20 protein-coding genes are annotated in these 18,807 nt (G+C 52.4%); 12 read left to right on the forward strand and 8 right to left on the reverse strand.

Annotation, left to right across the window (positions count from 1 at the left end; genetic code table 11):
* Positions 1-43: 43 nt before the first annotated feature.
* Positions 44-376 carry a hypothetical protein gene (locus B5D23_RS03005; RefSeq protein ID WP_078683932.1) on the forward strand — a complete coding sequence of 111 codons (333 nt, stop codon included), beginning with the start codon at positions 44-46 and terminating at the stop codon, positions 374-376.
* Positions 357-1,151, forward strand: a complete 795-nt coding sequence (locus tag B5D23_RS03010) for an HD domain-containing protein (protein WP_159445884.1) — start codon at positions 357-359, stop codon at positions 1,149-1,151. The genes B5D23_RS03005 and B5D23_RS03010 overlap by 20 nt, the downstream gene beginning before the upstream one ends.
* A 470-nt stretch (positions 1,152-1,621) precedes the next feature.
* Here B5D23_RS03010 and B5D23_RS03015 read toward each other — a convergent pair whose 3' ends face one another.
* Positions 1,622-2,299: a flagellar brake protein gene (locus B5D23_RS03015; protein WP_078683934.1), complete on the reverse strand. Its 678-nt coding sequence runs from the start codon at positions 2,297-2,299 to the stop codon at positions 1,622-1,624.
* Between the two features lie 191 nt (positions 2,300-2,490).
* On the opposite strand from B5D23_RS03015, the gene B5D23_RS03020 reads away from it, so the two are divergent.
* The 7 genes from B5D23_RS03020 (at position 2,491) to B5D23_RS03050 (ending at position 8,443) form a co-directional block, all read left to right on the forward strand.
* Positions 2,491-3,240 (forward strand): hypothetical protein, encoded by a 750-nt coding sequence (locus B5D23_RS03020; protein ID WP_078683935.1) that lies wholly within the window; start codon positions 2,491-2,493, stop codon positions 3,238-3,240.
* Positions 3,241-3,269: 29 nt separating this feature from the next.
* On the forward strand, positions 3,270-4,916 hold the full coding sequence (coaE, locus tag B5D23_RS03025) for a dephospho-CoA kinase (protein ID WP_234985060.1): 1,647 nt from the start codon (positions 3,270-3,272) through the stop codon (positions 4,914-4,916).
* Between the two features lie 3 nt (positions 4,917-4,919).
* On the forward strand, positions 4,920-5,654 hold the full coding sequence (locus B5D23_RS03030) for a rhomboid family intramembrane serine protease (RefSeq protein WP_078683936.1): 735 nt from the start codon (positions 4,920-4,922) through the stop codon (positions 5,652-5,654).
* A 105-nt stretch (positions 5,655-5,759) separates the two neighbouring features.
* Complete coding sequence (locus B5D23_RS03035) at positions 5,760-6,530, forward strand: ABC transporter ATP-binding protein (RefSeq protein ID WP_078683937.1); 771 nt, start codon at positions 5,760-5,762, stop codon at positions 6,528-6,530.
* Positions 6,531-6,554: 24 nt separating this feature from the next.
* A complete protein-coding gene (locus B5D23_RS03040) occupies positions 6,555-7,718 on the forward strand; it encodes a SufB/SufD family protein (RefSeq protein ID WP_078683938.1) in 1,164 nt (387 codons plus the stop codon).
* Complete coding sequence (locus B5D23_RS03045; RefSeq protein ID WP_078683939.1) at positions 7,708-7,920, forward strand: hypothetical protein; 213 nt, start codon at positions 7,708-7,710, stop codon at positions 7,918-7,920. Before B5D23_RS03040 ends, B5D23_RS03045 begins: the two co-directional genes overlap by 11 nt.
* A 67-nt stretch (positions 7,921-7,987) precedes the next feature.
* Positions 7,988-8,443: a metal-dependent hydrolase gene (locus B5D23_RS03050; RefSeq protein ID WP_078683940.1), complete on the forward strand. Its 456-nt coding sequence runs from the start codon at positions 7,988-7,990 to the stop codon at positions 8,441-8,443.
* 287 nt (positions 8,444-8,730) lie between these two features.
* Here B5D23_RS03050 and B5D23_RS03055 read toward each other — a convergent pair whose 3' ends face one another.
* The 4 genes from B5D23_RS03055 to B5D23_RS03070 form a co-directional block, all read right to left on the reverse strand.
* A complete protein-coding gene (locus B5D23_RS03055) occupies positions 8,731-9,030 on the reverse strand; it encodes a hypothetical protein (protein WP_078683941.1) in 300 nt (99 codons plus the stop codon).
* Between the two features lie 159 nt (positions 9,031-9,189).
* Positions 9,190-9,990, reverse strand: coding sequence for a J domain-containing protein (locus B5D23_RS03060; protein WP_078683942.1), 801 nt, complete (start codon positions 9,988-9,990; stop codon positions 9,190-9,192).
* 20 nt (positions 9,991-10,010) lie between these two features.
* Positions 10,011-10,463 (reverse strand): YkgJ family cysteine cluster protein, encoded by a 453-nt coding sequence (locus B5D23_RS03065; RefSeq protein WP_078683943.1) that lies wholly within the window; start codon positions 10,461-10,463, stop codon positions 10,011-10,013.
* Positions 10,460-10,873 (reverse strand): CoA-binding protein, encoded by a 414-nt coding sequence (locus tag B5D23_RS03070; protein WP_078683944.1) that lies wholly within the window; start codon positions 10,871-10,873, stop codon positions 10,460-10,462. The genes B5D23_RS03065 and B5D23_RS03070 overlap by 4 nt, the downstream gene beginning before the upstream one ends.
* Before the next feature lie 113 nt (positions 10,874-10,986).
* Here B5D23_RS03070 and mqnC point away from each other — a divergent pair, with 113 nt between their 5' ends.
* Positions 10,987-12,015, forward strand: coding sequence for a cyclic dehypoxanthinyl futalosine synthase (gene mqnC, locus B5D23_RS03075; protein ID WP_078683945.1), 1,029 nt, complete (start codon positions 10,987-10,989; stop codon positions 12,013-12,015).
* Positions 12,016-12,228: 213 nt separating this feature from the next.
* Positions 12,229-13,767 carry a sensor histidine kinase gene (locus tag B5D23_RS03080; RefSeq protein WP_144012521.1) on the forward strand — a complete coding sequence of 513 codons (1,539 nt, stop codon included), beginning with the start codon at positions 12,229-12,231 and terminating at the stop codon, positions 13,765-13,767.
* On the opposite strand, the gene B5D23_RS03085 is transcribed toward B5D23_RS03080, so the two are convergent.
* The gene (locus B5D23_RS03085; RefSeq protein WP_078683947.1) at positions 13,768-14,958 is read right to left on the reverse strand and encodes a murein transglycosylase domain-containing protein; all 1,191 of its coding nucleotides are present in this window, start codon (positions 14,956-14,958) and stop codon (positions 13,768-13,770) included.
* A 69-nt stretch (positions 14,959-15,027) separates the two neighbouring features.
* Positions 15,028-15,339, reverse strand: coding sequence for a heavy-metal-associated domain-containing protein (locus B5D23_RS03090; RefSeq protein WP_078683948.1), 312 nt, complete (start codon positions 15,337-15,339; stop codon positions 15,028-15,030).
* 203 nt (positions 15,340-15,542) lie between these two features.
* On the opposite strand from B5D23_RS03090, the gene B5D23_RS03095 reads away from it, so the two are divergent.
* Positions 15,543-16,769 carry a M24 family metallopeptidase gene (locus tag B5D23_RS03095; protein ID WP_078683949.1) on the forward strand — a complete coding sequence of 409 codons (1,227 nt, stop codon included), beginning with the start codon at positions 15,543-15,545 and terminating at the stop codon, positions 16,767-16,769.
* A 41-nt stretch (positions 16,770-16,810) separates the two neighbouring features.
* Here B5D23_RS03095 and B5D23_RS03100 read toward each other — a convergent pair whose 3' ends face one another.
* Positions 16,811-18,580, reverse strand: a complete 1,770-nt coding sequence (locus B5D23_RS03100; protein WP_159445885.1) for a protein-disulfide reductase DsbD family protein — start codon at positions 18,578-18,580, stop codon at positions 16,811-16,813.
* Positions 18,581-18,807: the final 227 nt, after the last annotated feature.

The following is an 18,807-nucleotide window of genomic DNA, read 5'->3' on the forward strand; positions in this document are numbered from 1 at the left end:
CCTTTCTCACTGGTTCAAAAGGATTTTCATTTTTGGAGTGTGCATGAAAAGATTTTTTGCTGCGGCGCTTTGTCTTCCCTTTCTCTTTCCTCGTCTGTGCATGGCTGCGCAGATTGGCGAGAAAAAGCCAATTATGGGGCTTGGTGTTTTGATCGCCGCAGGCATGAGTGTCGCCGTTGTCCTTTTTTTACGATTTTTGTTTGGACCCAAGGGAATTTTGCGCCCTCGGGATTTTGGTACAGAGCACATAGCCATGCGCAAGCGGCACAAGGCTGAGCGTAAGGATTTACAGCGGCGCTGGAAGCGCGGTGAAATTCGTGCAGATGAGTATTCGGCAGAACTGGAGCGTATTGAGAATGAAGAGCATGGAGCTTGAGCAGCACAAGGCATTGTTTTTGGACTTTGTCTCAAATTTTCAGTCTGATGTCCCTCTCGACAAGGAAAATTACGACCTCAAACGAGATCACACCTTTCGCGTTCTTCACTGGGCACAGCAGATTACGAAAAGTGTTGAAGGGGAGTGTGGTCGATCCCCAGACTGTCTTCGGGCAACTCATCTTGGTGCCCTTTATCACGATATTGGGCGCTTTCCCCAGTACAGGACGTGGAAGACTTTTGCTGATCCAAAGTCTACCAATCATGGGCGTCTCGGTTTTCGGACATTAAAAGCAACGGGCTTTCTACGCGACATCCCTGAGCACTGGCGCAAAGTTATTCAGGTCGCTGTCGCGCTTCACAACCGGCGTGAGATTCCCCCTCATTTACCCAAAGATATGGACTTTGCCCTGCGTGTCGTTCGCGATGCCGACAAGCTTGATATTCTTGAGGTTATGATTGCCCATCTCGCCCCTGATGCTCCGCCGAACCCCGTTGTCACTCTTGGCCTTTCTAACATTCCAGAGTGGAGTGACGATCTGCTTGAGATGCTTCGTACAGGGCATCTCGGCGCCTACACCAGGATGCGCAGTTTACACGATTTTCGGCTGCTCATGTTAAGTTGGGTTTATGACATGAATTTCCCCTTCACGGCGCAGTGTGTCTTACAGCGCAAGAACTGGGACGACCTTGCACAACCGCTCCCCGATGACCCGGCTATTCGTGCCGCTCTCGCTCCCGCTCGTGCCCATCTTGAGGCTTTAGCGCAGCGTTAGTTAGGGCTATGGGGATAGCAAGGGCGCATGTGGGGTGGGCTGGTGTTGTGTTGTATTGGGACGCTGTCCCAAACCCTGCAAGGGGCGCTGCCCCTTGACCCCGCCCAAGGACGAGGCCCTTGGGAATCCCGCTATCGCTCAAAAAAAAATACGGCTGATGGAGAGGAAAGCTTCGCTTTCCTCTCCATCAGCCGTATTTTTTTTTGAGCTAGTGGGCGTCCCGTGTGTTCTTTTTCTTTGTGCTCCAATCCTTTCTTTCTGAACGCTTGCGTTCAGAAAGAAAATGGTGGCGAACTCGCAAAAGAGAAAGACTTTTTTTACGCCTTCTCACCCAAGTTTGAATTTCATTCACGCGAAGCGTGGAGGGAATTCAAACTCGCTGAGGATACGTAAGGGAATCATTCCCTTACGCGGGGTCCGGGGCTGGCCCCGGTTCTCTTCCCCCCTCCTCCGCACACATCTCACTTTAACTACGTACGGTTTACAGAGATGCGTTCAGAGTGCTGGATGTAGTGCAGGATTTCTTCGTGGATTTGGGGGTGGATGTCTTCGAAGGCGAGGCCGAGTTCTGGAGTTCCGTTTGCCTGTGTAATGCGTTGGATTTTAGCGATGATGCGGTTTTTTCCTGTAGCCTTAAAGACGGGGCAGTCGATGCCGATTTGGTCTCCGATGTGAAGGTCGGTAACGCTGACGGGGGCGGTGAGTCGGCATCCTGTTTCGCTCAGGTCGAGAATGACGCCGTCGGGGCTTGCGCCGTTAATGAGTGCGGTGACGGGGAAATAACAGACGATGCGCTTGCTGCTCCTGAGGTTGTAGGAGTCCACGGCTTTGGGGAATTCGAGGAAGAGGAGGGGCTGTGGTTTTGCGATGCGGCCGAGGACTTTGGACGCGAAGGCCCATGCCTTGCCTCGGGAGAGGAAGCGAACGATGAGTTCTTCGCCCTTGTAAAGTCTTTCCAGAGCTGTGGGATATTCTGCAATTGACGGGGTTTTGCAGAGAAAGTACTGGCCGCGTAAGCCACCTATGAAACGCGTTGCGAAACGTTCGGGGTAGCTTTTGGTTTCCAGCACGAACTGTGTTCCGGGGAGTATTTGATAAATATCGTCTGGAAGAGTGTGCTGTGCTTCTTCTTGTGCAGAGGTCGACATGACACATGTCCTGTAAAATCTGAGTATTTGTAGAAAATCAAGCGTGATTCTTTTTGCCTTAAATTGCAGTATCAATCAAGCATTGGCTTGGAAGAGAAAATATCTTTCATGGGTGAGCGGTTCTTTTTTGGTATAAAATGAGATATGTTCATTGTACTGGGAGAGAGGGAAAAATCCAGAAAGAGGGCAATGTGAGTTCTGAAACCGCGTCGAAAGTGGCTGTAACAGAGATGCCTTTGGAGGGGATTGCTGCGTATTGGCTTTCCTTGCGGAAGGTTATGGGCAACAAAGTTTCTGCAAAGGTAGCGCGAGAGGAGGCCGAGCGCACAGACGAGACGTATATCAAATACGTCCTGACGTCGGCGTTCAACGGGCTGAGCGATGAGCAGTTTTTGCGTCTTGCGCGGAGCAAGGCGGAGACTGTTCTTCGGAGTCTGAGACACCGCTACGGAATGATCTCTGAGGCACTTCTCTCTATGTCTGCAGGGGAAAATCCTCGAAAGTCCCTTATGCGGATGAGTGCATATTTCCCTTCAACCCGTATTCCTGAAGACAGAATTTCCAAGATGGCGCTGGAGATGGTGCGCAAGGCACGAGATGGTGGTGTGCAGGGCTTTACTGTGACCATTGATGATAGTACTCCGGCGGACCAGCTTCTTGTAAAGCTGATGTTTTATGTATTTTGGCTTCGCCATGAGGGAAGCCATGACTTTGCATCGCTTTCGGAAAGTTCCCGAAGCATTTTTTTCCGGGAGGGCATTTCCATGCTTGGAGATGGCTTTGACCGGAGTTTCATAAAAACCTGTCTGGACCTGCGTCGAAACGGTCTTGTGGAAGACGCAGCACTCAAACTGAAAATGACGGCTGAGCTGGCGCGAGGACTGCGCGAAGGCATGTCCTACGATGAGCTGTTTGCGCTTGGGCAAGCGTTTATGCCGTAGTCTCATACACCTTCAATATCGAAAATTTCATGACAAATACGAATTTTTCCACAGACTCCAGTGAATCTGGACTGTGGAGTGCTCTTGTGCCGCATGCAATGGCAGGCAGCCGTCTGGATGTGTACCTTTCTGGTGAGTTCAAGGATCAGGGGCTGTCCCGCTCCAAAATCCAGCAGCTGATTAAGGCTGGAAAAGTGACAGTCGATGGGACACAAGTAAAACAGCCTAAGCTGAAACTTTCTGGTGGAGAACAGGTCGAGTGCGCTGTGGAGCTGGACAATGGCGTGTTGACGCCAGAAGAGGGTGCTCTGGAAATCCACTATGAAGATGAACAGCTCGTGGTGGTGAATAAAGAGGCAGGCCTGACAGTGCATCCCGCACCATCACAGCGCACCAATACCCTTGTGCAGCGCATGTTGTCCCGCTACCCCAAGCTTGGCGAAATGGAAGGCGAACGTCCGGGCATTGTCCACCGCATCGACAAGGATACGTCTGGAATTATGGTGGTTGCTCTGGATGAGGCAACTCGGCTTGCTGTGGCAGAGGACTTTGCCGAGCGCCGTATCCATAAAGAGTATTTGGCTCTCGTGCATGGCGTGCCGCAGTGCACGACCGGGCAAAAAGAGGGTGAAATTACGGCTCCAATTGGTCGTGATCCCAAGCATAAGACCAAGATGGCTGTCATGGAAAAGGGCGGACGGGAAGCCAGAAGTGCATGGCGGGTTCTTTGGACAAGCCCAGACGAGAGCGCGAGCCTTGTGCGGGTGAAAATTTTTACAGGCCGGACGCACCAGATCCGTGTGCATATGGCGCATATCGGGCATCCGCTCCTTGGCGATCAGGTTTATGGCGCACGCCTGCACAAAGAATGGTGCCGCAAGGTTGGAAATGCTGAGGAGCTGGCTCCACGCCAGATGCTCCACGCGTGGCACCTGAGCCTGACGCACCCCAAAACGGGTAAGCTGATGGACTGGAAACAGGCTCCGCCAGAGGATTTCCAGCGACTGCTTCTGCACCTTGGACAGCAGGTTCAGAGAATTGGCGTAATAGGTATGCCGGGATGCGGTAAATCTGCCCTGAATGCATGCCTTGAGCATTGTGGATGCCCTGTGTTTAGCGCTGATGCCGAAGTTGTGGCTCAGTATGAAGCCGGAGGCGACGCATGGACACTCATTCGCCAGCGCTTTGGTGAGCGCTTTGCCCCTGAGGGCGAGTGTGTGGCAAAGAGAGAGCTGTTCGCGGCGATGAAAGACTCTGAGGTTTTCCGCAAAGAGCTTCAGGCTATTGTTCATCCACTTGTTGAGCATGCGGCAAAAGAGTTTTTTGCGGAGCACGCAGCCAAGCCCTGTGCTGTTGCCGAGGTCCCGCTTTTGATCGAAGGCCAGTGGAAAGAGCAGGGTTGGGTTGATCTTGTTGTTGGCGTGCGCTGTGATGAAGACCAGCGCCGGCAGCGCCTTGTCGCCCGGGGCTGGGATGATGAAACTATTGCCACGGTGGAGTCATGGCAGTGGAAAGCTGAAGACAAGCTTGCCCGCTGTGATGAAATAGTGGAGAATTCAGGAACGCTGGAGGATTTGCAGACTCAGGCCGCAGCACTGTGTGAGCGGCTTGCTGCCCGGCGTGCCGAGCAAAAACGCGTCTTGCAGGCAAGGTTCGAAAAACTCTGGAGTGCCTAAGGTATGTTTCCCATTCGCGATAGTGTTCCCCGTGTGCACGTACCGTATGCAGTGTATGGAATCATCCTGCTGAATACGATAGTGTTTTTGTTGACGGTGAACCTGAGCGAGCGGGATATGGCACTTGTCTTTCATATTTTTGGCGTGGTGCCACTCCGCTTTTCGGATGTGGCACTCGCCGCCCAGATGGGCTACCCCCCGGACGGGTACTGGGCTTTTTTGACCTATATGTTCCTGCATGGGAGCTGGCTGCATTTCATTATCAATATGTGGACGCTGTGGATATTTGCAGACAATATTGAGGATGTGATGGGGCCGTGGCGTTTTTTGGCCTTCTATATCCTGAGTGGGCTTGCAGCTCTTGTCGTGCATATGGTCTTTAACCTGTCCTCAAACATCCCGGTGGTGGGTGCCAGTGGCGCCATTGCCGGAGTAATGGGGGCGTACTTCCTTTTGTATCCTCATTCGAGGGTGCTGACTGTCATTCCTATAATAATCATTCCTTTTATCGTCGAAATTCCGGCAATTATTTATTTGGGTATTTGGTTCCTGACCCAGTTTGTCTCTGGCGTGGCCTCGTTTGTTGCCGCCAAAAGCGGTGGCATTGCGTGGTGGGCACATGCCGGGGGATTCCTTGCCGGGCTTATACTCCTGCCACTTTTCCGGCAAAAAGGGCGTTGCTATTTTTGCCGTCTTCCAGACGCAGATCCGCGTTCGGTTCCAGGCTTTCGCCATTAGCCGCCGGGGCACATCCTAGAGTGGACTTTTTTCAGATTCTGATTATGAATTTAGTCCGCTCCTGACGTGGGATGGGGGCGAGAAAACACCTAAAGGAACCGCGATATGCTGAAAATAGAAGACCTCCACGTAAAAATCGGCGAGCGCGAGGTGCTCAATGGCCTCGATCTGCACATCGCCGAGGGCGAGACGTTTATCCTGTTCGGCCCAAACGGCTCTGGTAAAACGACGCTGCTCATGACCCTCATGGGTTTTGGCAACTATACTGTTACCGGTGGCCGTATTATATTTAAGGGGCACGACATTACATATGCTCCGATTCACGAACGGGCCCGTCTGGGTATTGGCATGTCGTTCCAGCGCCCCCCGACGATTCATGGCGTTTCGACCCGAAGCCTCGTGGAGCTTTGTGGTAAGCATGGCCAGAATGGTCACGCTTCTGTCGATGATCTCGCAGAGCGTGTGAATTTTGACCATTTTCTTGATCGAGACATTAACGCCGGTTTCTCCGGTGGTGAAATCAAACGCTCCGAGCTGTTGCAGCTTATGGCACAGGCTCCTGACCTCGTCCTTTTTGACGAGCCAGAGTCTGGCGTTGACCTTGAAAATATGGCTCTGATTGGCAAGAGCGCCAGAAAGCTGCTCGACGGCTTTGTGGCTCCTCATCCGCAGAAATCCATGAAGGAACAGCGGGCACGTCACAAGACTTCTGGTCTTATCATCACCCATACAGGCTACATCCTTGACTACATCAACGCAGACCGTGGTCAGGTGATGTTTAACGGGCATCTGTGCTGTGAAGGCCGTCCCAGAGATATTCTGGAGCACATCGGCAAGTACGGCTACAAAGAATGCGTGCGCTGCCTGAGCAAATAACGACAACGCCTGACGGAGTTGAAAATGAAAGACGTAAATCTGTCTGAATATAGTTTTGAAGGTGGCGAAAACGGTTCTCTCGTTGATCTGCGCAATCTGGATGAGGCGGACAAGAAGCGCCTTGTTATGGCTGGCGTTGACGTTAACGACGATGAGCGTGCTGGCAGCTACCTGCATATGAACCATGGCAGCATCCACTGTACTTCCCATCAGGAAGGACTGGAGCTGATGGACATCAAGGACGCTCTCAAGAAGTTCGATGGCCTGCCTGACTATTTCTGGAAGCTTATTGACCCGGAAAAAGATGAATTCACTCGTGAGGCATTCAAGAACCTGCACGGTGGCTACTTTGTTCGAGTCAAGAAAGGCGTCAAGATTGCCCAGCCTGTGCAGTCCTGCCTGTTCATGAAGGGCCACGGTGTTGGACAGAATGTCCATAACCTCGTGATTGTCGAAGACGATGCCGAGCTGCACCTGATTACGGGCTGTGCTGTTTCCAGCGCAACCGAAGCTGCGGCCCATCTTGGCATTTCTGAATTTTATATTGGCAAGAACGCCAAGCTGACTTTCACCATGATCCACAACTGGGGTGAAGAGGTCGTTGTTCGACCCCGTACCCACGGCGTGGTGGAAGAGGGCGGCGAGTTTCAGAACAATTACGTGCTGATGTCACCTGTGGGCAATCTCCAGAGCGCCCCGGTTATCGATCTGAATGGTCGTGGTGCCCGTGCACGTCTGAACTCTGTTCTGGTTGCTCCCAAAGGCTCCTACCTCAGCTCTGGTGGTGTGCTGAACCTGAACGCACCAGACACTCGCGGTGAGATTATTTCCCGTACGCTGACAACTGGCGGAACTATTGTCGCTCCCGGTCGCATTTGCGCAAAGGACGTTCCTGCCCGTGGTCATCTGGAGTGTAAGGGCCTCATTCTGGGCGATGGCCGCATCCATGCCATTCCGGAACTCGATGGGTATCTGGAAGGCGTTGAGCTGTCCCACGAAGCTGCTGTGGGCAAAATTGCACAGGAAGAAATTGAATACCTTCAGGCCCGCGGACTGGACGAAGACGAAGCAACGTCGACGATTGTTCGAGGCTTCCTGAATGTTGAAATGGAGGGCCTTCCCGAGGAACTCCAGCGTGCTATTAAGGAACAGATTGACCAGCTGGATTCCAGCGAGGATGTTCTCTAGTTTCCTGCACTCTGACGCTAAAGGCCCGGTTTTATACCGGGCTTTTTTTTATGTTTGTGTGATTAATTTCTTTATTTCCAAACCCCTTGATCGTGAAATTTATCTTGGGTATCAGTCTTTCATGAAGAACTGGAAGCGTGCTGACACTCTTGAACTTGTTCAGGGTGAGGAGTACAGCTTTTCCTTTCGTGTGATGTGGTAACGGCCGCACGAGCTACGACGCCGAACGTACGTCTGTTTATATTTGTGACTCATTCTGAGGTGAATTCGTGCCCGGATATAAAGAACATCTCACAGGAGGTGCGGCTACTGCTGGCGGAAGCCTGCTCATTGCCTGCCTTGCTCTTCCTGTGGCTCTGAAACCGAATCTTCCAGAAGGTTTGGCACTGTTTTCCATCTGCGTGCTTATGTCTCTGTTTCCTGATGTGGATACGGACTCCAAAGGGCAGCGATGGTTCTATTCAATTTTGGTGGTGGTCGATCTCGCCCTGATGTGGTTTGGAAAATATCACTGGGCCGCGATTCTGGGACTTGTAGCCATGTTCCCGGCTTTGGATCATCACCGAGGATGGACGCATACCTGGTGGGCCATGCTTCTTGTGCCGCTGCCCATCATCTTGTTTCCGGTGTTTTTTTTGGCGATGGACTGGCAGCCAATGGTGCCCTATTACGTCGCCGCAGTGCTGGGATACTTTTCCCATCTCTTTTTGGACAAGGCGTTTTAAGGAATAAAAAAAGGACCGCCCAGAGTGAGCGGTCCATCGGAATACGGGGGAAAAATGAGAAAACTGTGTGCCAGATGTTTGTACTGGCTCCCTCCCAAAGGGAAGGATATTCTTTGTGAAGTCGAAGGGACTTGCCGCTACCGTCCTGTTGGGACCAAAAGCAGCGGAAATGCAGAATGCCATACAGAGGCATGCGGTTCCTGTGAATTCTGGGAGCCACATCCAAATCCTCAGCGGAACCACGACGAATACTAGATTCGCAGTGAATCCGTCTGCGGACCGGATTTCTACATTTGTTCCATTTCAGGGAGCCAGCCAGAGAGAATCTCAGCAAGCTGGCTTGCCTGTTTGGCAGAAGAAATGTTGAACTTAGACTGAAGGGTGTAATGGCCTCCACGCTTCTGGTAGCGGCCGACACGAATTTTGGGAGCCTTGTACTCTTCAGTCCTTTTATCCATCTCTTGATACATGAAGACAATCGTGGTCCAAGAACCCTTGGTCAGAACTTCTTTCTTCAGTTCCTTCACAACAAGACGGCCGTCTTCGTCTTCCCAATTAATCGTAATTTCATCAATTGTTTCTGCCATTTTATACTCCTTCACTCGGTCTTCATAATGATTTGGCTCCCCCAAGTCCTTTGGGGCACAGCCGCTGCTTCACTCGCACGGAACAGACGGGATTTCAAACTTTTTTTCAATTTTTTTGAGAAAGAGTGACTATCCCAACTGAATCTATGGTGTTTTTCATCACGCAGAAACAATCCGCAAAAAAAGGTCTCCTGCGAATGGGCCAAGTTTTCTTCCAAGCCCTTTGAGGCGGAGCGCTTTGCCCGGAGAAAAGTCTGGGGGCAGGGCGACTTCTATGGTCACAGGCTTGCCTGACAGGCCCTGTCGAATAGACAGGCGCACAAGGCTCCCGGGGATCATCTGGCTTGGCAGCAGACGAATGGTCTGTTCGTCGTTCATCTGCTTGCGGAACCAGTTTTTGATGCCCTGAATGGGACCACCAGAGACCTGAATGTTCATCTGGGCGCCAGCAACGTTCAGGTTGACGCTTTTTGTTTTGCCTTCGGATGTGGCAAAACCAGCTCCACCCTGTGTCTTTTTGATTTCCCGATAAATATCTTCAAAAACTTTTCGTGCGAAGGGGTCCTTGAGGACATTTTGCAGCACTTCTTCTTTGCCAAAAGAAAAGCCGCCAGTTGGTTCGGCTTCCTGCTTCTGGCCCGGACGGGGGCGTGCCTGTTCGCTGCGTGCGCTGGACTGTTTTTGATAGCGCTGGCTTGCCTGTCTGGCAGAAGCGCGGGGTTTTCCTGTACCTGCGCTGCTTTTGCGCTGGCGTGAGGAACCCGAAGGCTCAGAGGACAGGGCCTCTGTCAGAATGACATACGCCTCATTGAGTTTTTGGAAGTCCCGTGCAGCCTGTTCGTTGTTGGGATTGAGGTCTGGATGCAGTTCAAAGGCCCGTTTGCGATAAGCCTTTTTGACCTGTTCCAGAGTCGCTCCTGCGGGAAGCTTCAGAAAGGCGTAACAGTCGCGGACGTTCACAGGACCTCCAGAAAAGAGAGTTAGAGAGTTTTGAGGACGTGGGTCAGGGCTTCCGGGGTGTCTTCGGCTTCCTCAATTTCGAGAGAGCGAAGATATTCAAGCCCCTGTCGCTGAAATTCTTTGTGCCCGGCCTCTGCGCAAATGCCAGGACAGTATTCCTGTACCATTTCCCAGCTTGTTTCGTCGATGAGATTGCCCTTAAAGAAGGGCCATGCGCGGCAAATGTCGGGACGACCGGGGTGCACTCCGCAGCCTTTTCCCTGTTTGAAAAAAATACAGTAGCCGTCGTCGCCAGTGATGAGACGAATTTTGCCACTTTTTTCTTCTGTATAACTGCTGCGCATCTCGTCCAGCTCGAGTCCGAGGAACTCGGCAAGACGCTTCTGGTCTTTGGCTGCCATGATGATGCCACCTTCACCCTTGCAGCAGTGGCCACACATCTTGCATTCAAAGGCCGAAATAGTCTGGGTCATCCAAAAAGTCTCCTGTGCTCAACCATGAGGCAGCGATCTTCTACCACCGCGGTCGAGGTTTGGTTAAGCAACGTCTGAGCTTCCAGACTGCTGATGCCAGACTGCATCCAGAACAGCAGGGGCGCTTCGGAAAGGGCCAGACATTCTTTGGCATGGCCCGGGCAGTATGCAGGTGCCCGAAACACGTCAACGCAGTCAATGCGTTCGGGAATGTCTGTTATGCTCTGATAGGTGGTCAGTCCCCACACATTTTTGCGTTTGGGATGCACCGGAATCACCGTAAAGCCAGCATCAATAAGATAGCGGCCGACCATGTTAACCGGTTGTCCTTCAACATCTTTTGCGCCGATGATGGCGATGGTGTTGACCTTGGCCAGAAGTTCCCTGACTGTATCGTCTGACAGTAGCATTGGCAGCTCCGTGGTTGCGAAATATTCGGGGATGGGCCATTGTGAGCCGCATCCGGGCCTTGTTGTCCGTAAATTTGCTGTAATCGTCAAGCAACCCAAAAGGGGTGAATCTCATGTCGGAGCGTTTGACTCCCGAAGCAGCTCTGAAGCTGCTGACCGAGGAATCGGTTTTTAGTCTGGGCCGCATGGCACATGCACGGCGGATGGAACTGCATCCTGACCGACGCGTGACCTACATTGTGGACCGGAATATTAATTATACCAATGTGTGCATGTCTGGCTGCAAGTTCTGCGCGTTTTTCCGTGCACCCGGTGATGAGGGTGGCTATGTCCTGTCCAAGGATGTGCTGGCCGACAAAGTTCGCGAAACCGTCGAGCTTGGTGGCTATCAGATTCTTTTGCAGGGTGGCATGAACCCTGATCTTGATCTTGCCTTCTATGAAGACATGCTCTCTTTCCTGAAAGAGAAATTCCCCTCAGTTGCCATTCATGGCTTCTCCCCGTCCGAAATTTGGTACTGGGGTCAGGAAAGTGGCCTTGGACACGTTGAAGTTATGCGCCGTCTGGTTGCCGCTGGTCTTGATTCCATTCCCGGTGGCGGTGCAGAAATTCTGGTCGACCGTGTGCGTAGTGATGTTTCTCCGCGCAAGGCAACGGCTGACCAGTGGCTTGAAGTCATGCGCGATGCCCACGGACTGGGCCTGCGTACGACCGCAACCATGATGCTTGGCGAAGGCGAAACCCTTGAAGAACGCATTGAGCATCTGGACCGGATTCGTTCCCTGCAGGATGAAACCGGTGGCTTTACCGCGTTTATTCCGTGGACCTTCCAGCCTGAACACACCCGTTTGCCCCGACCTGAGGCTTCGAGTGAAACCTACCTCAAAACGCTGGCTCTGTCCCGTCTGTACCTCGACAACATCGACAACGTGCAGGCTTCTTGGGTTACGCAGGGACCACTTATTGGTCAGCTTGCCCTGTTCTGGGGTGCCAACGATTTTGGGTCCACCATGATCGAAGAAAATGTCGTGGCTGCTGCTGGTGTGCATTTCCGCCTGCCAGAATCCAAGCTGCGTTCCCTCGTGGAATCGGCTGGCTTTGTGCCGTGCCGTCGGCGCATGGATTATACTCTGATGGAGTAAGCCCTGACACGGGTTTTTCTTATCGACACAATGTGGCGAAGCCCTTAGAGGGCTTCGCTTTTTTTTAAGCACCCGAAAGCCCGACCTTTTTTGTCGTCAATTCGACGAAGGGCTTACCATTCCTGCATATCTTGTTCTCTCGCCAGTGGCGTGATATTCTAAAAGCCTCAAAAAACGACATTTGGACGAAGAGAGGGCTTCGTGGGGAAAAAGATGCAGATGACGCAGGGTGAACTGATCTCCATGCCTGAGAGGGCTACGGGGGCTGTTCCTGTTGCAGAAGCCGCTTCTGTCCCCCTCGAACGTGAGCCAGAAGAGCAGGTCTCGCGAGCACCAGAAAAGTCCGTGAGTCTGTTTTTCTCCGCCTGTCCCTTCCCGATGGCTATCTGGCGTCGCAACGCCGATGGCCTTTTTTGTTTGGACGAGGTAAATGCTGCGGCCCAGCACTTTTTTGGCCCAGAAATTCAGCGCTTTTTGGGTGAGGATATCCGGACCATTTTTGTCGATCTGCCTGAACTTTCAGGGATGCTCGAACGTGCTGCTCGTGAAAATATTTCCCTTCATCAGAACCTGAATTATCCGACCAGAACTCAACCTGCGCGCCATCTGCGCATGAAGTTTTATTTTATCCCGGCTTCATATGACGAAGTGATTTTGTACTGCGAGGATAAAACCTCTGGCATGAAGTCGTGGGAAGAGCGGAAACGTGCGCAGAGTCGTTTTGAGACGCTGTTTCAGTCTGCGCCTGTGGGAATCTATCAGACAGGCGAGGAAGGACGGCTGGAGCACGTCAATGAGCGCCTTGTGCGTATGTATGGCTATCAGGATGCAGAGGACATGGAGCTTCGGGTTGCTGATCCCTGTGAACTGATTGTGGATGCAGAACAGCGAGGCGTGCTCCGGCGTCGACTCATGGAGGAAGATATTGTCCGGGATTTTGAGTGCCTTGTGCGCCGGTGCAATGGTGAGTCTTTTTGGGTGAGCAGGAGTGTGCGGATTGCCAAGAATGCGGCCGGGCAGATTGTGTCGACCTTTGGCTTTGAGCTGGATATTTCCGAGCGCAAGTCGTCTGAGGCCCTGCGGGAAGAAATTGAACGCATCACGCGCCATGATCTCAAGTCCCCGCTGAATGCTATTGTCGGGTTGTCGAATTTTATGGCCGAGGATGAGGCGTTCTCTCCTGACCAGCGGGAGAACCTGCGGCTTATTGAGCATTCCGGCAACACCATGCTCAACATGATTAACCTTTCTCTTGCGGTTTATCGTATGGAGCGGGGCACGTACCGAATGGAAAAGGAAACGCACGATGTCTTTTCCATTCTGCGGGAAGTGCTGTTTGAGTTGCGCAACGTGACAGGCTCACACGACGTTGAGATCAAGGTTTTGTATAATGGCATTCCGGCAGGTCCAGAGTGCAGCCAGCCCGTGCGGGGAGAGAAACTCCTGTTTTGGGCGATGTTTTACCATCTGGTGCGTAACGCTGTCGAAGCCTCAGGCTCTGGTGGGGTCGTGCAGGTGGCTCTGGAGAATGAAGGGGATTTCGTCAGGCTGTCGATTCACAACGATGGCGTCGTGCCTGTCCCTGTTCGGGAATCACTTTTTGAGAAGTTTGTGACCTTTGGCAAGAATTCGGGCACAGGTTTTGGAGCGTATTGTGCCCGCCTCATCGCGTTGGAGATGGGGAATGATATCCGCTACCAGACCAGCGAAGAAACGGGCACAACCATGATATGTCTTTTGCCTGCCCTCTAGTTATGCGCCAGAGAATTCTTTTTTGGCGCTGAGAACTTTCTGTATGTATCTGCGTGTTTCAGCGTAGGGCAAATCCGATTTCAGCTTTGCATAGACCTGTGAAGGACTCATGGCATTGATGCGCTGTGCTGCATCATTTCTGTTGCGGCTAAAAGTACGGAACACGTTGCCTGCTCCCGTGTTGTATGCTGCAATAACGCAGTACTCTCGAGTCTGTGGGTTGCGCACTTTGGCAAGGTGGCTTGTGTCCAGAATGTGCAGGTACGCGGTGCCATAGGTAATGTTGTTTCTGGCATTGAACAGAAAACTTTTTGTTGGCGGGGTCTTGGACCCTGTGAGATTGCGCCGGACCTCAACCCCGGCACTGCGCGGGACGATCTGCATCAGACCAAAGGCCGGGATGTGGCTGACCGCAAAGGGGTTGAAGTTGCTTTCGGTTTTGATAACCGCATAGATGAGGCTGCGGTCCACATTGAAACGGCGGCTCTGTTCGTTGACGATGTCAGCATATTTATGAGCACGCACATCCATATGGTTGCTTTGCAGTGGAAAGCTGACGCTGTGGACTGTCTGGCCTGTGCTGAGTCTGCTTGTCCGCATTTTGGTCGCAACGAGGTAGCGGGCGAAGCGTCTGGCTCGCCACTGCCAGCGGATGGCCTTGCCGTCCCGGTCCTTAACCTGATTATACAGGAAGGGTTCTCCCTTGAACTCAACCTGTTTGTCAGAGAAAAGATCGACGTTGCGAGGATCTGCCGGAGCGAGCAGGGTTCCAACAAGGGCGTTTTCCAAACTCAGTTTGGGATTTTTGCTGTCCACGCTCTGGACCGTGACCGTGCCGCTGTCAAAGGTAACAACAGAACGCGCCCGGTAGCCGTCAGAGTATTTGACGTAGGTCTTGCGGTTGGATTCTTTGCGCTGCTTGCGGCCCCACACTTTATCAACATGGGAGCGGAACGCTGCGACACGTCGTTGGAAGCTCTGGATGTCAGATTTGAGGGCCTGAGGATTGTTGATGTACCGGGTGGTCTTTTTTTGTGCCAGCTGCTGAGCGGCATGGCGGTCGCCATCCACGGCAATACGTTTGAGCAGAATGTTGTCGCCAGAGGCGCAACCTGTCAAAGAAAGAAGGGCTGCGAGAGCGGCAGCGCCGAGACTTGATGAAATCTTGGAAGGATGAAAAAGCTTGAACATTTCGAGGATGATAGTGAAATATTCAAGGATATCAAGGGCCGGAACAGACCCTTGATATATTCTGATTCATTAGGCAAAGCTCACGCCAAGGCGGGTCTGGAGATCGGCCAAAATTGCGGAGCCGCGCTCTTCGTCTGCTGTAAACAGCTCATCCAGAAGAGCAGAAGGAATGACATCTGGCTGATAGCGGATGGTGATGGTTTGCGTAAATATGCTGACCTTCACGTCATCAACGCCCTTTGGCATTTCGTCAAACTTCGGAAGTTTGGAAAATTCTGGGGAGCTGAGAATCGCAGGATTCACCTTGATTTTCAGGGTCCCGGAGCTGTGGGACGCGATACGAAGGTAATCACGGGCTTTGAGCAGCCATTCAAAGTTCATATGTCTCTGTTCCTCTTGTGGGTTCGAAAGTCGTTTCCCGAGAGAGTCGGTGTTTTGGTATGGAACTCTCCACAGGACGGAGCGCTTCTATACTCGGTGCGCTCTGGCATGGCAAGTCAGGTACCGCGCTGAGGTGCGCGAAAGATTTTTTGTAAACATTTTGCAGTAGGACTGGCAATTTTTTTCCCAGGCAAGGAGCAGTTATGTTTGAAGCTATAGACATTATCCCTCGTGAGGAACTGGAGCGACGCTGGTCGCGGTGCCGTACTCTTCTTTCTGAACTGCTTCCTGATGCCAGCGGACTTTTGGTCAGCTCGCGGCTGACGGGGTACTGGCTGACAGGAAGCTGGGTGAATGGGCTGGTGTGGCTCCCAAAGAATGGTGAAGCCGTGCTTATGGTTCGCCGGGGGCTGGAGCGGGCAGAGATGGAATCGACTGTTACGCACAAACTCCCGTATCGTTCGTATCGCGACATTCAGGGCATTGCTGCGACGTGCGGAGTGCCGATGACTGGCGTTATCGGTGTGGATATGGGCGTCCTGCCGTGGGCGATGGGCGAGCGTCTTGCTTCCTCTCTGGAAGGCGCTCGCTGTGTCGCTGCGGACCATGTGATTTCTTTGGCCCGTTCTGTCAAAACTCCGTGGGAACTTGAGCGGCAGCGTCGTTGTGGTCAGCAGCATGCTTTGGCTCTGACTGATGTTTTGCCTCGGGCTATACGGCCCGGCATGTCCGAGCAGGAAATTTCCCGCATTGCATGGGACGTTTTCCTTGAGCTTGGGCACATGGGACCAACCCGCATGGGCAACTTTGGCGAAGAAATGTTTTTTGGTCACATTGCTGCTGGAGACAATGGCAACTATCCCAGCACGTTTAATGGGCCACTCGGTCTCAAAGGGGGGCATCCCTCAGCACCATTTATGGGCAGTGCAGATTCCGTATGGGAAAAGGGACAGATTCTTTCCTGTGACATTGGCTTTTGTTTGGCTGGGTATCAGACAGACCGGACGCAGGTATATTTTGCCGGAACTCCTGACGAGATTCCTGCGGATGTTCAGAAAGCGCATGAGTTTTGCGTGAAGGTTCAGAACTGGACTGCTGAGAGCATGCGACCCGGTGCGCTCCCTGAGGATTTATATTTGCATACTCTGGAGTGGGCCAAGCAGGAAGGCTTTGCAGATGGCTATATGGGTGTTGGTCAGAATCAGGTGCGTTTTTTGGGGCATGGTATTGGGCTGGTCATTGACGAATTCCCGCCGCTTGCCAAGAAAGTTCGCCGTCCGCTCGAAGAGGGGATGGTCATTGCCGTTGAACCCAAGATCGGTATCCCCAGCATTGGAATGGTTGGCATAGAAAACACGTTTGAAGTCAAGGCAGATGGGGCGGTGAGCCTCACAGGAGACTGTACAGATATTTTGTGCATTACAGAGTAAAAAAAGCCCCGGGCGTTTGGCTCGGGGCTTTTTTTTGATGTCTACTTTTTGAGGTGGCTCGCAAGTGCCTGTTCCATTTGGGAACTGGTGAACAGGTCGCGGAGCACCAGCGGCTGTTTTGACCGGTCTCCTTTCGGGAAGATGGCAACAACCGGGATACTCTGGCTCCCCAGAGCATTCAGAAGTTTCATGCCGTCAGGGTTGTGGTCGGTCAGGTCAACCTGAATCAGTTTGGCCCGATATTCTTTGGACCACTTTTGGAGTTTGTCCGGAGTGAGTGTTGTCTTTTTGAGTGCCTTGCAGTTCGTGCACCACGCCGCGCTAAAGTCAAGGATGATCGGTTCCTTGCCAAGCAACTCTTCAAACTGTGTTGCCTGGAATTCTGCCCACGGTTCGGGAGCATCTGCCTGCATGAGGAGAGGCCAGGCCGCGACAACAAGTGCGGCAGCTGCGGCCCGGATGCTCCAGCGTTTCAGTGCGCTTTGTGACAGCGAGGTCCACTGGCCCCATATCCATGCGGCAAGTGCGATGACCCACATGAATGCCATTGCCGGGATGAGCAGGCTTTGCGGGATGATACTCAGCAGGTACACGCAGGTTGCCAGCAGGAAGAGCCCGACGCCCTGTTCGAGGTAGCCACACCAGCGCCCCGGTTTGGGGAAGCGTTTGGCAAGGCTTGGGAAAATGGCCATTGCAAGGAATGGAGAGGACATACCAAGTCCGATGAAGACAAAAACAAGAGCAACAATGAGTGGTGGCTGTGCCAGCACCCAGCCCAGAACGCCGCCAAGGAATGGGCCACTGCATGGCGTTGCCAGCAGCGTTGCCAGAATGCCTGTAAACAGGGCCTGCATTCGTGGTGATTTGCTTGTGCCTGAGGTCTTGAGGTCAATGACTGGGAGATTAAACAGGCCAAACAGCGAGAGTGACAGTGCAAAGATGAGTGCTGTGATACCAATCACGAGGTATGGCTTTTGGAAAATTTGCCCCCACGCAAGGCCAAGGCTACTCAGTATTCCTGCGAGGAAAACAAAGTACAGCAAGATGCCCAGAGAAAAGAAGACGTTATGTTCCCGGAATGTATGGATTCGTTTTTTTTCGTCTTCTTCTTGTGCGCCGCCAAGAAGTGCTGAAATCTTCAGGCTGATAACAGGCAGCACGCAGGGCATGAAGTTGAGGATAAAGCCCGCAATAAAGGCCAGAAGCAGTGCTTTTCCAAGTCCTGTAACTTCAAAGCCCGGTGCGAAGTATTGGGGGGTAAACTGAGGGTTAAACCCTTGTGTTTCGTGTAGGTCTGTTGCGTGGCTTTTTTGTGCTTCCTGGCCATCACTCATGGATAGAGCGGCACGGTATTCTCTCCACCATGGTTGGCTTTCTGCGCTTTTGAGTGTTTCGCCTTTTGCCTTTCCCGCTTCAAAAGCTGTCGGCATCTGTATGGGCATGCAGCTTGTTTTTGTGCACAGCAGGCCTTTGAGTGTGCCGTTGAGGGTTGCCTCTTTGTTTTGGAGTTCGCCTGGCATCAGCGGGACGAACAGCGGTGTTTCTGTCTCGTAAGCAAAAATGGTTTTATTCGGTTCAAAGGTGTCAGGCTCAGCCTTGCCCGGAGGGTATGCCGTTTTTTTTTCTTCACCATTAAGTGTGACGGAAAGTGTCGTCGGAAGTCCTGTGTCACCCGGAGGATTGCCGTAGAGATGGGCCTCTTTTTGAGGTGTGACCCACAGCACTGCGAGGTAGCCGCCACGTGTCGGGGTGTCCGAACGGTACAGCTCCCAGTGTTGGTTGACGGGGTTGGCGTAGGCTATCTGAGTCATTAGCGCGCACGCTACAAGAGCTATATTCAGCACCAACCAGAACTTTCGGGAAAGGTGGATTTTTTTCATGTTTCAACATTAAGTAGAAAAAAAGTTGTTGACAAGTTTTTGCCTAAGGTGCAAAAGCAAACCCGCTTCGACGGTACGCCGTCACCGAAACGTGGGTCATTGGCTCAATTGGTAGAGCAGTGGACTCTTAATCCATTGGTTCGGGGTTCGAGTCCCTG

The organism is Desulfobaculum bizertense DSM 18034 (genome assembly GCF_900167065.1).
GTDB lineage: Bacteria > Desulfobacterota > Desulfovibrionia > Desulfovibrionales > Desulfovibrionaceae > Desulfobaculum > Desulfobaculum bizertense.

Bases quoted from the DNA above. Each gene is read 5' to 3' on its own strand.
- B5D23_RS03005 (WP_078683932.1), top strand. From the start codon at position 44: ATGAAAAGATTTTTTGCTGCGGCGCTTTGTCTTCCCTTTCTCTTTCCT.
- B5D23_RS03015 (WP_078683934.1), bottom strand. From the start codon at position 2,299: ATGTCGACCTCTGCACAAGAAGAAGCACAGCACACTCTTCCAGACGAT.
- B5D23_RS03085 (WP_078683947.1), bottom strand. From the start codon at position 14,958: ATGTTCAAGCTTTTTCATCCTTCCAAGATTTCATCAAGTCTCGGCGCT.
- coaE (WP_234985060.1), top strand. From the start codon at position 3,270: ATGACAAATACGAATTTTTCCACAGACTCCAGTGAATCTGGACTGTGG.
- B5D23_RS03030 (WP_078683936.1), top strand. From the start codon at position 4,920: ATGTTTCCCATTCGCGATAGTGTTCCCCGTGTGCACGTACCGTATGCA.
- B5D23_RS03095 (WP_078683949.1), top strand. From the start codon at position 15,543: ATGTTTGAAGCTATAGACATTATCCCTCGTGAGGAACTGGAGCGACGC.
- B5D23_RS03070 (WP_078683944.1), bottom strand. From the start codon at position 10,873: ATGCTACTGTCAGACGATACAGTCAGGGAACTTCTGGCCAAGGTCAAC.
- B5D23_RS03080 (WP_144012521.1), top strand. From the start codon at position 12,229: ATGCAGATGACGCAGGGTGAACTGATCTCCATGCCTGAGAGGGCTACG.
- B5D23_RS03040 (WP_078683938.1), top strand. From the start codon at position 6,555: ATGAAAGACGTAAATCTGTCTGAATATAGTTTTGAAGGTGGCGAAAAC.
- B5D23_RS03010 (WP_159445884.1), top strand. From the start codon at position 357: ATGAAGAGCATGGAGCTTGAGCAGCACAAGGCATTGTTTTTGGACTTT.
- B5D23_RS03100 (WP_159445885.1), bottom strand. From the start codon at position 18,580: ATGACTCAGATAGCCTACGCCAACCCCGTCAACCAACACTGGGAGCTG.
- B5D23_RS03045 (WP_078683939.1), top strand. From the start codon at position 7,708: ATGTTCTCTAGTTTCCTGCACTCTGACGCTAAAGGCCCGGTTTTATAC.
- mqnC (WP_078683945.1), top strand. From the start codon at position 10,987: ATGTCGGAGCGTTTGACTCCCGAAGCAGCTCTGAAGCTGCTGACCGAG.
- B5D23_RS03055 (WP_078683941.1), bottom strand. From the start codon at position 9,030: ATGGCAGAAACAATTGATGAAATTACGATTAATTGGGAAGACGAAGAC.
- B5D23_RS03035 (WP_078683937.1), top strand. From the start codon at position 5,760: ATGCTGAAAATAGAAGACCTCCACGTAAAAATCGGCGAGCGCGAGGTG.
- B5D23_RS03090 (WP_078683948.1), bottom strand. From the start codon at position 15,339: ATGAACTTTGAATGGCTGCTCAAAGCCCGTGATTACCTTCGTATCGCG.
- B5D23_RS03065 (WP_078683943.1), bottom strand. From the start codon at position 10,463: ATGACCCAGACTATTTCGGCCTTTGAATGCAAGATGTGTGGCCACTGC.